Source organism: Streptomyces sp. PH9007 (assembly GCF_059813725.1).
Genome location: NZ_CM187440.1, coordinates 149662 through 163174, shown reverse-complemented (window position 1 = coordinate 163174; position 13513 = coordinate 149662). Strand labels below are relative to the sequence as shown.

Here is a 13513-nt window from a genome sequence, read left to right as displayed (position 1 = left end):
CACCGGGGCCAACGGGCCGGCGCCTGCTGCCGGCCGTACTGGCCGTACTGGCCGGTCCATGGCCCCGGGGAGCTCCGGTGCCGCGCGAGGCCCGTACGGCGGCGCGCCGCGCGCCGAGGAGGCCGCCGTGCCGGCCCTGACGGGCGAGCCGGTCGCTGTGCCCGGGTCCGCTCCGGCCGGCCGCTCGCAGCGGACGCTCAACGGCACACCGGTGCTGGGGGACGGGCTTCCGGTCCCCTGCGCGGCGGCGGTGTGTGCCGAGGCCGACGAGCCTCCCGCCATCGCTCCGGTCCCGGCCGACGCTCCCGACGGCTCGCTCGGCTCCGCTCTCTCCGCCGGCTCCGCACTGGCCGAGGCTCTCCACGGTCCGCCGGGGCGGGGGAAGGGCGGGCCGCGTCCTTGTGGGACGTCGGCGTCGGCGCGGCTCGACGAACGGGCCGCGGTCGCTCCGCCGCAGGCCGGGGCGTGCACCGGCACGAACGTGCCCCGTGGCGCGGTCCCGGTGACGGACCACCCCCACGGTGCGCCCGGCACGGGAGCTGACGCCCTCCGCCCCGCCGCCTGCTTTCGTGTTGTCCGTCGCGCGGCGGACACCTGCGGGGCAACCGCCGACCGGCCACGATCGCTGCCTGGTGCCACCTGGCCCGGGGGAGGGCTGCCGCCCGCCGCTGATCCCGACCCCGATCCCACCCAGGCCCCTCCCGCGCTGCCGCTGCTCGTCGCCGAGGACGACACCGGGCCGCGCGCCGGTGACGTGCCCGTCGGCCTGTGGAGCCGCGCCATCCGTACCACCGTCCGCGAACTGGGCCTCACCCGACACGAGTTCGAGGCCGCTCTCGACCTGGACGAGCTGCCCACCGTGGACTGCGCCGGCGCGCCCTGGCGCCGCAGGGTGCCGTGCGCCGCACTCGACCGGCTGCGCGGCGACCGCCGCACCCGCGCGGGACTCCGGGACCGCATCCGGCTGGTCAACGCCTCCGGCGGTGCCGACCTGCTCGGCATCAGCACCGCCCGCTTCGCCCGGCTGGCCAGGGGCGGCTGCTTCAGCCCGGTCGGCTTCCACCTCAACCGCTACCACGCCCTCGTCTGGCGCTACGCCGCGGGCGAGCTGCGGGACCTGGCCGCGCACAGCCCCGAACTGCTGCGCGGCGCCGCACCCGAGGGGCTGCGCAGAGCTCTCGCGGCCGGGCAGGACTGGCGGCCCAGGAAATGGCGCGGCCGACGCACCGCGCTGCTGATGCGGCAGGCCGCCGACCCCTGGGAGAAGGCGGCGGTGCCCGCCGCCGTCCTGGAACCCCCGGTGCTGCGCGAGGTGGTCCCGGACCCCGACGAGCGCGCCCACCTCGCCCTGCTGCGCCCGCCGCTGCTCAGCCTCCCATCGGGAGGCACCCGCACCGAACTGATCCGCGACGTACTGCGGGCCACCGACCCCGAAGAGGTCCGCTGGTACCGGTCCCTGCTGGAACGCCACCTCGCCGGCGCCAGGGCCGCCCGCCCCGCACCCGGAACGGTCCCGGCACCGTGCGACGCCTGATGGGCGCGCACCGCTCAGAGCTGGCCGACATCCACGACCTGCAGCACCGCCCGCCCCTCGGCGTCCGAGGCGGTCAGATCCACCTCGGCGGTGATGCCCCAGTCGTGGTCGCCCGCCGGGTCGGCGAACGTCTGCCGCACCCTCCACAGGCTGTCCTCGGGCCGCTCCTCGATGCTCAGCAGCTTCGGGCCGCGGGCATCGGGGCCGGTCCCCAGCTCGTCGTACTCGTCCCAGTAGGCATCCATCGCGCGCGCCCAGCGCTCCGCGTCCCAGCCGGCGTCGCCGTCCAGCGCGCCGAGTTCGGCGGTACGGTCCCAGGCCGCCAACTCCACCCGGCGGAACAGCGCGTTGCGCACCAGCACCCGGAAGGCTCTGGCATTCGCGGTGACCGGCTTGACCTGGTCGGCCCGCTCCTGGGCCTCCTCCGCGTCCTCCTCGGCCGGATTGGCCAGCTGCTCCCACTCGTCCAGCAGGCTGGAGTCCACCTGGCGGACCAACTCGCCCAGCCAGGCCGTGATGTCCTGGAAATCCTCCGACTTCAGGTCCTCGGGGACGGTGTGCTCCAGCGCCTTGTAGGCCCCGGCCAGATAGCGCAGCACGATGCCCTCGGTCCTGGCCAGCTCATAGTTCGAGACGAACTCCGAGAAGGTCATCGCCCGCTCGTACATGTCCCGCACCACCGACTTGGGGGACAGCGGGTGGTCCCCGACCCACGGGTGGCTCCTGCGGTAGACGCCGTAGGCGTGGAAGAGCAGTTCCTCCATCGGCTTGGGATAGCTGATGTCCATCAGCCGTTCCATGCGCTCCTCGTACTCCACGCCGTCGGCCTTCATGGCGGCGACCGCCTCACCGCGCGCCTTGTTCTGCTGTGCGGCGAGGATCTGGCGGGGGTCATCCAGCGTGGACTCCACGACGGAGACCATGTCCAGGGCGTAGGAGGGCGATTCGGGGTCCAGCACCTCGAAGGCGGCCAGCGCGAAGGTGGACAGCGGCTGGTTGAGCGCGAAGTCGGCCTGGAGATCAACGGTCAGCCGCACGATCCGGCCCTGCGCGTCGGGCTCGGGCAGCCGCTCCACCACGCCGCCGTCCAGCAGCGAGCGATAGATGGCGATCGCCCGCCGGATGTGCCGCAGCTGCGCCCGGCGCGGCTCGTGGTTGTCCTCCAGCAGTCGCCGCATCGCCTCGAACGCGTTCCCCGGGCGGGCGATGACCGACAGCAGCATGGCGTGAGTGACCCGGAACCGGGAGGTCAGCGGCTCGGGCTCGGAGGCGATGAGCTTCTCGAAGGTGGACTGGCTCCAGTTCACGAAGCCCTCGGGGGCCTTCTTTCGGACCACCTTGCGCCGCTTCTTCGGGTCCTCGCCCGCCTTCGCCAGGGCCTTCTCGTTCTCCACCACGTGCTCGGGCGCCTGCGCCACCACGAACCCCGCCGTGTCGAAGCCGGCCCGTCCGGCCCGGCCGGCGATCTGATGGAACTCCCGGGCCCGCAGCACCCGTACGCGATTGCCGTCGTACTTGGTCAGCGCCGTGAACAGCACCGTGCGGATCGGGACGTTCACCCCCACCCCCAGGGTGTCGGTGCCACAGATGACCTTCAGCAGCCCGGCCTGGGCCAGCTTCTCCACCAGCCGCCGGTACTTGGGCAGCATCCCGGCGTGGTGCACCCCGATGCCGTGCCGCACGAACCGGGAGAGATTACGGCCGAAGGAGGTGGTGAAGCGGAAATTGCCGATGAGCGCCGCGATCTGGTCCTTCTCCGCCCGGGTGCACATGTTGATGCTCATCAGCGCCTGGGCCCGCTCCACCGCCTGTGCCTGCGTGAAGTGGACGATGTAGACCGGGGACTGATGCGTCTCCAGCAGCTCGGTGAGGGTGTCGGTGAGCGAGGAGGTCCGGTACTCGTAGCTCAGCGGCACCGGACGGGTGGCGGAGCGGACCACCGCCGTGGGGCGGCCGGTGCGGCGGGCCAGATCCTCCTCGAACCGCGTCATGTCGCCGAGCGTCGCGGACATCAGGACGAACTGGGCCTGCGGCAGCTCGAGCAGCGGGATCTGCCACGCCCAGCCCCGGTCCGGCTCGGCATAGAAGTGGAACTCGTCCATCACCACCTGGCCGATGTCCGCCTCGGCGCCGTCCCGCAGCGCGATGGAGGCCAGCACCTCGGCGGTGCAGCAGATCACCGGCGCGTCCGCGTTGACCGAGGCGTCACCGGTGAGCATGCCGACGTTCTCGGTGCCGAAGATCTTGCACAGATCGAAGAATTTCTCCGAGACCAGGGCCTTGATGGGCGCCGTGTAGAAGGTCACCTCGTCCCGGGCGAGCGCGGCGAAGTGCGCGCCGGCCGCCACCAGAGACTTGCCGGACCCGGTGGGCGTGGACAGGATGACGTTCGCGCCCGAGACCACTTCGATCAGCGCCTCCTCCTGAGCGGGGTACAGGGAGATTCCCCGCTCTTCCGCCCATGACGAGAACGCGTCAAAGAGGGCATCGGGGTCGTTGTCGGCAGGCATCTGATCGATAAGGGTCACCGCTCCATACTGCCCGCACCCAGGCGCGAAACCGCAACCGGCTGCTCATCCCAAGATCACATGGGACTACGCTGTGCCGCCAACAGAACTCCACAGACGACGAGTAGAAGGCGGGGGCGCTACCAGATGATGGGACCGGCGCATTCACTGTCCGGCGCGATGGCCTGGCTGGGGGTGGGCCTGGCAGCAGCTGCCGCCGATCACCCGATGCCCTGGCCCGTCCTGCTGGCCGGAACGCTGATCTGCGCGGGCGCCGCCCTCGCACCCGATCTCGACCAGAAGGGCGCCACGATCTCCCGCGCCTTCGGACCACCCTCCAAATGGCTGGCCGGACTGATCGACAAGCTCTCGGTGGCCGTCTACAACGCCACCAAGGCCAAGCGCGAGAGGCGCCGCTCCGGCGGCCACCGCACCCTCACCCACACCTTCCCCTGGGCGCTGGCCGTCGGTGTCGGCTTCTCCGCCGCCGCCGTCCTCTTCGGCCGGTGGGCGGTGCTGATCATCCTGTTCATCCACATGGTGCTCGCCGTCGAGGGACTGCTGTGGAAGATGGCCCGGATGTCCAGCGACGTCCTGGTGTGGCTGCTCGGCGCCACCAGCGCCTGGATCCTGGCCGCCGTCCTGGACGAGCCGGGCAACGGCTCCACCTGGCTGTTCAGCGAGCCCTACCTGTGGCTCGGCATCCCCATCGTGCTCGGCGCCATGGTCCACAACTTCGGGGACGCCCTCACCATCTCCGGCGTCCCCATGCTGTGGCCGCTGACCATCAAGGGCCGCCGCTGGTACCCCATCGGCACCCCCTCCTTCATGCGCTTCAAGGCCGGCGCCTGGGTGGAGAACAAGGTGCTGATGCCGGTCTTCATGGTCGTCGGCGCCGCCAGCGGCATCGGAGCCCTGGTGCTGGCCGCCTGAACCGGCTCCCCGAGGCCGGGGTGGCGGGTCCCGCGGGACCCGCCACCCCGGCCTCGGGGCCACCCCGGCCGCGGCCCGGCGCCCGCGGACGGCGACCCCGTTCCGCGGCCGGCCCCTCAGCGCACCGTCCCGGCGTCCTCCTCCCGCGCGGGGGACCCGTGCCAGGAGCGCCACAACGCCGCGTACGCCCCGCCCGCCGCCACCAGTTCGTCATGGCTGCCGAGCTCGCTGATCCGGCCGTCCTCCACCACGGCGATCACATCCGCGTCGTGCGCGGTGTGCAGCCGGTGTGCGATCGCGATCACCGTACGGCCGTGCAACACCCGGCCCAGCGAACGCTCCAGGTCACGTGCCGCCCGCGGGTCGAGCAGCGAGGTCGCCTCATCCAGCACCAGCGTGTGCGGATCCGCCAGCACCAGTCGCGCCAACGCGATCTGCTGCGCCTGCGCCGGGGTCACCGCCACCGCGCCGGAGCCCACCTCGGTGTCCAGGCCCTGCGGCAGCTCCCGCACCCAGCCGTCCGCGTCCACCGCGCCCAGCGCCGCCCACAGCTCGGCGTCCGTCGCCCCCTCCCGGGCCAGCCGCAGATTGTCCCGCAGCGGCCCCACGAACACGTGATGCTCCTGGTTGACCAGCGCCACCTGCTCCCGTACCCGCTCCGCCGGCATCCCCGCAAGCCGCGCACCGCCCAGCGTGATGTCCCCACTGCCCGGCGCGTAGATCCCCGCCAGCAGCCGGCCGAGCGTGGACTTCCCCGCCCCCGACGGGCCCACCAGCGCCATCCGGGTCCCCGGCGGCACCCGCAGCGACACCCCGTGCAGCACATCACGCCCGGCCAGATAACCGAACCGCACCTCCTGGGCCGTCAACTCCCGCCCGTCGGGCGAAAGCGAGGCATCCGCGTCGGGGTCCTCGATCTCCCGCACCCCGACCAGCCGGGCCAGCGACACCTGCGCCACCTGCAGCTCGTCGAACCAGCGCACGATCATCCCGACCGGTTCCACCAGCATCTGCGCCAGCAGCGCCCCCGTCGTCAGCTGACCCACCGTCATCCAGTCGTTCAGCACGAAGACGCCGCCGATCATCAGCACCCCGGACAGAATCAGCGCGTGGTACACGTTGATCGTCGGAATCAGAATGGTGCGCAGCCACATCGTGTACCGCTCCCACTGGGTCCACTCACGCACCCGCTGCTCCGACAGCTCCACCCGCGCCGACTCCAGGCGGTGCACCTCGATCGTGCGCCCGGCGTCCACCGTCTCCGCCAGCGCGGCGGCCACCGCCGCGTACCCAGCGGCCTCCGCCCGGTAGCCGGCCGGTGCCCGCCGGAAGTACCACCAGCAGCCCGCCACCAGCACCGGCAGCGCTATCAGCACCCCCAGACCCAGGGCCGGCGCCGTCACCACGATGCCGCCCAGCAGCAGCCCCGCCCACACCACCGCGATCGCCAGCTGCGGCACCGCCTCGCGCATCGCCTGCGCCAGCCGGTCCACGTCCGTGTTGATCCGGGCCAGCAGATCCCCGGTTCCCGCGCGCTCCAGCACCCCCGGCGGCAGCGCCACCGACCGCACCAGGAAGTCCTCGCGCAGATCCGCCAGCATCCGCTCACCCAGCACCGCGCCGCGCAGCCGCACCATCCGTACGAAGAACGCCTGCACCGCGAGCGCCACCGTGAACAGCGCCACCGTCCGCGTCAGATGCAGTTCCTCGGCGCCCGCCGCCAGATCCTGCACCACCCGCCCCAGCAGGTACGGGCCCACCATGGAGGCCAGCACCGCCAGCGTGTTCACCCCCACCAGCAGGGCGAACGCCCCCCGGTGCCGCCGCAGCAGCTCCCTGACGTACGCCCGCACCGTGTGCTGGCCCGCCACGGGCAGGATGGTGGCGTGCTCCACGGACGCCGGATCGTACTCGGGGGGCGGAACGCCCATCATGCGGTCTCCTCGGCGTAGTGACTCGTCTGCGGTTCCCGGGTGACAACCGCCCGGTACTCCGGGTGGGAGCTCAGCAGCTCCCGGTGCCCGCCGGTGGCGGCCACCCGCCCGTCCGGCACGAACACCACCTCGTCCGCGCGGTCGAGCAGCAGCGGCGACGAGGTGAACACCACCGTGCTGCGCCCGGCCCGCAACTCCACCAGCCCCTCCGCGATCCGCGCCTCGGTGTGCGAGTCCACCGCGGAGGTCGGTTCGTCCAGCACCAGCACCTCGGGGTCGGTCACCAGCGACCTGGCCAGCGCCAGCCGCTGCCGCTGCCCCCCGGACAGCGAACGGCCCCGCTCGGTGATCCTGGCCTCCATCGGGTCGCCCGCGGGGCCCGCGGACGACCGGGACAGCGCCGCCAGCACGTCCTCGCACTGCGCCGCCGCCAACGCCGCCGCCACCTCGACCTTCCCCGAGGACGGCACCGCCAGCAGCTCCCGCAGCGTCCCCGACATCAGCACCGGATCCTTGTCCTGCACCAGCACGGCCGTACGCGCCGTGGCCAGCGGCACCTCGTCCAGCGGTACGCCGCCCAGCAGCGCCGAGGGCTCACCCCGGCCGTGGATCGGATGCCCGCCGAGCCGTTCGGCGAGCAGCTCGGCCGTGTTCGGATCGCCGCACACCACCGCCGTCAGCAGTCCTTCGCGGACCACCACACCGCTGGCCGGATCACTCAGATCGCCACCGAGCGGGCCCTGCTGCCCGGCCCCCGTGTCGGTCCCGCCGGTCTCCCGCAGCAGTCCCAGAACCCGTACCGCCCGCTTGGCGGAGGGCCGCGAGAACGTGAACGCCATCGCCGTCTCCTGGAAGAGCCGCAGCGGGAACATCAAGAACGTGGCCGCCCCGTACACGGTCACCAGCGCACCCGTCGAGATCCGGCCCTCGCTCGCCATCCCGGCCCCCTGCCACACCACGGCGATCAGCAGCAGTCCCGGCATCACCACCTGCACGGCGTCGATCAGCGACCACATCCGCGCGCTGCGCACCGAAGCCGCCCGCACCTCCTGGGAGGCCCGCCGGTAGCGGTCCAGGAACAGCTCTTCGCCACCGATGCCGCGCAGCACCCGCAGCCCGGCCACGGTGTCGGAGGCGAGCTCGGTGGCCCGCCCGGACTTGCCGCGCTCGGCGTCCGCGCGGCGCACGGCGGCCGGCAGCAGCGGGACGAACGACAGCACCACGGCCGCCACCCCCGCGAACACCAGCAGCCCCAGCTGCGGCTCGAAGATGATCAGACCCGTGCACACCGACAGGGCCACCACCACGGCGGCGCCGAACCGGGAGACCGACTCGACGAACCAGCCGATCTTCTCCACGTCACCCGTGGAGACCTTGACGATCTCACCCGCGGCGACCCGCTGGGTGAGCATCCCGCCCAGCTGGGTGGCGCGCCGGGCGAGCAACTGCTGGACCCGGGCGGCCGCCGTGATCCAGTTGGTGACGGCGCGGCGGTGCAGCATCGTGTCCGCCAGCGTCATGGAGAGCGTGATACCGAGCATCAGCAGGCCGGTGAGGGCCAGGTCCCGGCCCGATTGGTTCACCACCGCCTGGACCACCAGGCCGAGCGCCAGCGGCAGCATGGCGATGCTCGCCTGGTGCAGAATGCCCCACAGCAGGGCCTGTGCCTGACCGCCCACCTGTTTGCGGAACAGCCAGAGCAGAAAACGGAAACCGGACCGTACGTCGGGTTCGCCGGGGTCGGAATGCGGAAGATCGCGAATGTGCATGACATCCCAGAGTCAGTACGTGCGGAACTGGGCAACCTGCCAAGCCTCACGGCCCGCACCCGCCAAAATCAACGGGTTTTTCCCGGCCACCACCGCAATTCACCAGCACGCGCGGAAAACCGCCGATAATCCCCCGGAAATGCTTTCTCCCCGACAGCCGCGCTCCCGGACCACCGGGCCCGGCACGTACCATGCGGGGATGGGACATGGAGCCGACCGCCGGGGCGCCCCGGCCGCCAAACTGGACGCGGAGAGCGCCGCATCCGTGGCCGCGACCCTCCAGGCGCTGGCCACTCCCTCCCGCCTGCTGATCCTCGCCCGGCTGCGCGAGGGCCCGCTGCCGGTCACCGAACTCGCGGCGGCGGTCGGCATGGAACAGTCCGCCGTCTCCCACCAGTTGCGGCTGCTGCGCACCCTGAGCCTGGTCAGCGGCAGCCGGCAGGGCCGCCGCATCGTCTACAGCCTGCACGACCACCACGTGGCGCAACTGCTGGACGAGGCCGTCTACCACATCGAGCACCGGCGCCTGGGCCTGCGCGACCGGGACCCGCAGCCCTCCTAGATCCGGCCCGCACAGATGCGCCCCGATCCCGGTGAGGTGCTGCACTTCTCCGAGGACCCCACCATCGCCCGTTTCGCACCCCATGTGGCCCGCACCGCCCGGCAGCCGCAGCCGTACGTGTGGGCCGTGGACGCGGCCCGGGCCCCCGACTACTGGTTCCCCCGCGAGTGCCCGCGCGCCATGGTCTGGACGGTTCCCGGCGCCACCGTCGAGGACCGGGAGCGGCTGATCGGCCCGGGCGGCGGGGAACGCGTGCACGCCATCGAGTACGAATGGCTGGAGCGGATGCGCACCACCCGGCTGTACGCGTACCGGTTGCCCGCCGCCGTCTTCCGCCCCTTCGGGCAGCCGGTTCCGCATGCCCATGTCGCCACCGTCACCGTGGAGCCCCTGGGGCCGGCGGAGCCGGTGGGGAACCTGCTGGAGCTGCACCGGGCGGCCGGGATCCAGCTACGGGTTCTCGACAACCTCTGGCCGTACTGGAGGGCGGTGACCGCCGCGGGCCTGGGGTTCAGCGGCATCCGGCTGCGCAATGCGAAGCCGGCACCCCCCGATCCGCGCCCGGCGGGCTGATTCCCCTTCAGAAAAGTAATGCGCGAGGTGTTGACGCAGAACACCCCTGCTTCCACCATGAGGGGCATCCCCGCTGAGTGGGAGCGCTCCCATCCGGGTCGCGTGGCGCGCCCCCGCTCAGCGGCGGTTCAGCTCGCCGCGCACGATGGAGAAGGGCCGCAGCCATGCCATCCCCCACGTCACGCCGCACCCTGCCCAGCAGGGCCGTTCCATGATCACCGGGCCGGTGCCCCGGATTCCCTGTGAACGCCCGGCCGTCCGGCCGGCCCCGGACCACCGCCCGCTGCTGCGGGCCCGGCTCCGCGAGGCCAACCGGCGCAGCGCGTTCAACCGCCGAAGCCGGGCCGAGGGGCTGTAGCCCCGGCCCCACCAAGACGGCCGCGCCGCGAGGCGTGCGGCCGTCGTACCGCACACCGACCTCCGCGCCCGCCGTCGTGCCGCCGCTCCGGACCCCTGTACGGGGGAGCCCCGGCGGGTCGCGGGTGCCGCGCCGCTCCGGTCCTGTCAGGGACGGCAGGGACCGCAGCGGACCTGCCCCGGACGACCGCCGCCTCCAGCCGGGCGGCCGTCCGGGGCGGACGCGGCGCCGCTCCGCATGATGTGCCAGTAGTGCGCCGTCGTCTGGGAGCGCTCCCAACCGCGCGGAACCTTCCGACGCCGTTCACGAGGCCCCGGCCGACGGCCACCCCCCACCACGACCATGACCGAGAAGGGCCTCTCGCCATGTCATCCCCCATCACCGCGGATCCTTCCGTCCGCACGTCCCGGCACTCCTCCTCACCACCGGCGGCCGACCTCCCGCTGCCGCTCCCGGTCCGCCGCGCGCTGGCGGCGCTGCGGATCGTGACCGGCGCCATCTTCCTGTGGGCCTTCATCGACAAGACCTTCGGCCTCGGCTACGCGACCGCATCGCAGAACTCCTGGCTGAACGGCGGCTCGCCGGCCCGCGGCTATCTGCTCAGCGTCAACTCCGGGCCGCTGGAGTCCGTGTTCCACTCCTGGGCCGGGCAGGTCTGGGTCGACTGGGCCTACATGGCCGGCATGCTCGGCGTCGGGGCCGCGCTGCTGGCCGGGGTCGCGCTGCGGATCACCGCGCTGGCGGGCGGCCTGATGATGCTGACGCTGTGGGTGGCCGAGTGGCCGCCGGCCCGGCATCTGTCGGACGGTTCGCCGAGCATGTCGCCGAACCCGCTGGTGGACCAGCACCTCGTCTACATCGCCGCCCTGGTGGTGCTCGCGCTGTGCTCGGCCGGCCGGACCTGGGGGCTCGGCGGCGCCTGGGCCCGGCTGCCGCTGGTCGCCCGCCACCCCTGGCTGCGATGAGAGACCGCGGGCGCGCGGGGAGTGGGTGACGGCCTCCTCCCGCGCCCGCTCCATCCCCGGCCCGGCGCACCGCGCCGCCGCCCACGGGCGGCGCGGAGCACCGGGTCCCGGGGCTGTTCACGGCCCCCGGCGCGGCGGTTTCCCTCGCCGGGCGTTGCCGCGAGCCGGGGCGGGTACGCGCGGTGCCGGGGAGCCCGGTACGCCGTCACAGCGGGGCGCTGCGGTCGACGTGGTCGGCCGTACGGGATTCCGCCCGACGCCGAAGCGCCCGGCCGCCGTTCCCCGTCACCGGGCCCGGGCCCGCGCGCCGGCGGCCGCCCGAACGGTCCCGGCTCGCGGGTGGATCACGCGGTGCGCGGTGACGCCGCACGCCCGGTGCGTCCCGCCGCGTTGACTGGTGGCCGCTGCCGCCGGGGTGTCATCGCGTGGCACCCGGCGGCAGCGGCGGTCGGTGGGGGAGTGGCGCGGAGGTGGCCCGGTCAGCGACCGGTCACCGCTCGCCTCACAGGTCCACGTCCGCGCAGGAGTAGAAGGCGTTCGGGGTGTCGGCGACGTCCCAGACCGCGAGGATCATGTGGCGTCCCGACTTCTGGGTGGGCACGGTGCCCTGGTGCTGCTCGTTGGCGGCCGGGTGCCGGCCGCCCAGCGGCACGGTCATGAACGGCTGCGGTTCCAGGTCGGCCCGGGTAAGGGGCTGGTTGGGGTTGTATCCGTCGCGGGTGATGTAGTAGCGGAAGTCGCTGGTGCTGTGCGTGACCGTGAAGGTCCAGCTGAAGGTGTAGCCCTGACCCGGCGTCAGCCGGGTGGCCGGCCAGCCGCCACCACGCGGGTCGTCCAGCTGGGCGAACCGCGCGTTGCCGCCGGCACAGATCTGTCCGTCGGCGGGGCCGCCCTGCGGGAAGCCCTTGGGGCCCTCGACGCTCTGCGGCTCCCACTGGATCTCGCCGCAGTTGCTGACCGCGCCCTGGGCGCAGTACGACTGACGGCTGGTCGGCGCCGTGCTGTAGCCGTGGGCCTGGGCGGTGCCGCCGGTGCCGAGCACCGTGATCGCGGCGAGCCCGAGCCCCGTGGCGGCGGCGGTGATCTTTCTGCGCATGCTTCGCTCCCGGAGATGTGGGGGGTGGAGAGCTCCGTGCACGGGTGCGAGTGCTGCGGTCTAGACCAACTCCGACGGTAGCGCCGGGCGATGCGCCATGTCCAGACCAATGTGCGGACCGGGGCGCGGATCCGGCGCGCCGCCATACGAGCGGGGGCGGGCCGGGCCTCACCGGCCCCGCCCGCCCCCGTGGTGCCGGCCGCCGGACACGCCCTACACGGTGTAGCGGTACTTCATGTGCCGCCAGAAGTCACGCGCCATCCAGACGTCGAACTCCGTCACCTGGCTCGCCGAACCCGCCTTCATCAAGAAGTTGGGCACCCCCGTCGGCGTCCAGTCGTAGAAGTCGTCGAGCCCGAGCGTGTGCCCGATCTCGTGCAGCAGGATGTGGATGTTCGGCTGGTTGATCGCGCCGACGAAGTACTCCCGGCCGATCCGCTGGCCCCAGTCCCCGCCGGCCCCGCCGCCGAAGCCGTCCGTCAGCCACAGCGACTGGTCGTAGTGGCGTGCCACCCCGCCCGGACACCGCGGGTAGCTGCCGTTCTGGTTGAAGAAGCGCCCGCACTCCGGGGCACACTGCGGTGCCCCGCCGCCGTCCAGATTGCCGATGTACAGATCCACGGAGTTGTCGTCCCACTGGAACGTGGACCGGTTGGCCGTGGCCCAGCCGACCACATTGATCTGCACCCGCGCCTGCGGGAATCCGTCGAAGCCGCGCAACTGGTCGTACCACTTGTCCGACTGCTCCTGCAGGACCCGGTGCACCTGGTCCCGAAGCTGCGCGCTCACCGGCGCGTTGGACTCCCAGCGCACGCAGTAGTTGAGGTAGCCACCACCGTTGGCCATGAGTTGGTCCCAGCCGTAGTTGCGGAACCCGTACAGATCCGGATAGGTCTGCTCCACGTGCTGCCAGACCTCGTTCAGCGGCTGGACGAGGTGCGCGGGGGGATTCCACTCCGCCGCCGTGCCGATGTCCGGCGGCGCCTGCCGGCCCGCCGTCGCCGCCTGCGGCGCCGCGCTGCTCTCCTGCGTCACCTCCGGCTGCACGGCGGCCGGTGCGAGTTCGGCCGCCGTCGCGGGAGCCGTCAGCGCCGTACCCAGACCCATGGCGGCCGCGGCCACCGCGATCACCACTGTGGCGCGCCATCTGCGCCCAGACCTCAGGGGGGACATGCACTCTCCTAGCGTGAGAGGAACGACGGACAGGGGCGACGGACGACGGCGTTCGCGCGGCCGTGCCGAACCCGGTCGCCCGAACGCCCCGTCCGCCTGTCCGTCGCCG

Annotated in this window: 10 protein-coding genes; 5 read left to right on the top strand and 5 right to left on the bottom strand. The window is 72.8% G+C overall.

Features of this window, described 5'->3' with window-relative positions:
* The first annotated feature begins 58 nt into the window (after positions 1-58).
* Positions 59-1534 carry a DUF6397 family protein gene (locus tag ACTFAP_RS00705; RefSeq protein ID WP_500467948.1) on the top strand — a complete coding sequence of 492 codons (1476 nt, stop codon included), beginning with the start codon at positions 59-61 and terminating at the stop codon, positions 1532-1534.
* Between the two features lie 14 nt (positions 1535-1548).
* Here the strand turns inward: ACTFAP_RS00705 and ACTFAP_RS00700 are convergent, their stop codons facing one another.
* Positions 1549-4062 (bottom strand): DEAD/DEAH box helicase, encoded by a 2514-nt coding sequence (locus tag ACTFAP_RS00700; RefSeq protein ID WP_436982074.1) that lies wholly within the window; start codon positions 4060-4062, stop codon positions 1549-1551.
* A gap of 126 nt (positions 4063-4188) precedes the next feature.
* Between ACTFAP_RS00700 and ACTFAP_RS00695 the strand changes: the two genes are divergently transcribed.
* A complete protein-coding gene (locus ACTFAP_RS00695; protein WP_495683073.1) occupies positions 4189-4974 on the top strand; it encodes a metal-dependent hydrolase in 786 nt (261 codons plus the stop codon).
* A gap of 116 nt (positions 4975-5090) precedes the next feature.
* On the opposite strand, the gene ACTFAP_RS00690 is transcribed toward ACTFAP_RS00695, so the two are convergent.
* Both ACTFAP_RS00690 and ACTFAP_RS00685 read right to left on the bottom strand, forming a co-directional pair.
* The gene (locus ACTFAP_RS00690) at positions 5091-6908 is read right to left on the bottom strand and encodes an ABC transporter ATP-binding protein (protein WP_500467947.1); all 1818 of its coding nucleotides are present in this window, start codon (positions 6906-6908) and stop codon (positions 5091-5093) included.
* Entirely contained in the window at positions 6905-8677 is a 1773-nt protein-coding gene (locus ACTFAP_RS00685; protein ID WP_495683071.1) for an ABC transporter transmembrane domain-containing protein, read from the bottom strand. The genes ACTFAP_RS00690 and ACTFAP_RS00685 overlap by 4 nt, the downstream gene beginning before the upstream one ends.
* 199 nt (positions 8678-8876) lie before the next feature.
* Here ACTFAP_RS00685 and ACTFAP_RS00680 point away from each other — a divergent pair, with 199 nt between their 5' ends.
* From ACTFAP_RS00680 to ACTFAP_RS00670, 3 genes are all read left to right on the top strand, one after another.
* Positions 8877-9239: a metalloregulator ArsR/SmtB family transcription factor gene (locus tag ACTFAP_RS00680; protein WP_495683070.1), complete on the top strand. Its 363-nt coding sequence runs from the start codon at positions 8877-8879 to the stop codon at positions 9237-9239.
* Between the two features lie 15 nt (positions 9240-9254).
* Complete coding sequence (locus ACTFAP_RS00675; RefSeq protein ID WP_500467946.1) at positions 9255-9812, top strand: DUF6886 family protein; 558 nt, start codon at positions 9255-9257, stop codon at positions 9810-9812.
* Positions 9813-10535: 723 nt separating this feature from the next.
* Positions 10536-11135 (top strand): hypothetical protein, encoded by a 600-nt coding sequence (locus ACTFAP_RS00670; protein WP_500467945.1) that lies wholly within the window; start codon positions 10536-10538, stop codon positions 11133-11135.
* A 502-nt stretch (positions 11136-11637) separates the two neighbouring features.
* Here ACTFAP_RS00670 and ACTFAP_RS00665 read toward each other — a convergent pair.
* Positions 11638-12231, bottom strand: a complete 594-nt coding sequence (locus ACTFAP_RS00665; protein WP_500467944.1) for a lytic polysaccharide monooxygenase auxiliary activity family 9 protein — start codon at positions 12229-12231, stop codon at positions 11638-11640.
* Positions 12232-12444: 213 nt separating this feature from the next.
* Positions 12445-13404, bottom strand: a complete 960-nt coding sequence (locus ACTFAP_RS00660) for a hypothetical protein (protein ID WP_495683066.1) — start codon at positions 13402-13404, stop codon at positions 12445-12447.
* Between the last annotated feature and the right edge of the window lie 109 nt (positions 13405-13513).

What these genes read in the sequence shown, in the direction of transcription:
- ACTFAP_RS00705 (WP_500467948.1), top strand. Translation starts at nt 59, where the DNA reads ATGGCCCCGGGGAGCTCCGGTGCCGCGCGAGGCCCGTACGGCGGCGCG.
- ACTFAP_RS00695 (WP_495683073.1), top strand. Translation starts at nt 4,189, where the DNA reads ATGATGGGACCGGCGCATTCACTGTCCGGCGCGATGGCCTGGCTGGGG.
- ACTFAP_RS00690 (WP_500467947.1), bottom strand. Translation starts at nt 6,908, where the DNA reads ATGATGGGCGTTCCGCCCCCCGAGTACGATCCGGCGTCCGTGGAGCAC.
- ACTFAP_RS00685 (WP_495683071.1), bottom strand. Translation starts at nt 8,677, where the DNA reads ATGCACATTCGCGATCTTCCGCATTCCGACCCCGGCGAACCCGACGTA.
- ACTFAP_RS00680 (WP_495683070.1), top strand. Translation starts at nt 8,877, where the DNA reads ATGGGACATGGAGCCGACCGCCGGGGCGCCCCGGCCGCCAAACTGGAC.
- ACTFAP_RS00675 (WP_500467946.1), top strand. Translation starts at nt 9,255, where the DNA reads ATGCGCCCCGATCCCGGTGAGGTGCTGCACTTCTCCGAGGACCCCACC.
- ACTFAP_RS00670 (WP_500467945.1), top strand. Translation starts at nt 10,536, where the DNA reads ATGTCATCCCCCATCACCGCGGATCCTTCCGTCCGCACGTCCCGGCAC.
- ACTFAP_RS00665 (WP_500467944.1), bottom strand. Translation starts at nt 12,231, where the DNA reads ATGCGCAGAAAGATCACCGCCGCCGCCACGGGGCTCGGGCTCGCCGCG.
- ACTFAP_RS00660 (WP_495683066.1), bottom strand. Translation starts at nt 13,404, where the DNA reads ATGTCCCCCCTGAGGTCTGGGCGCAGATGGCGCGCCACAGTGGTGATC.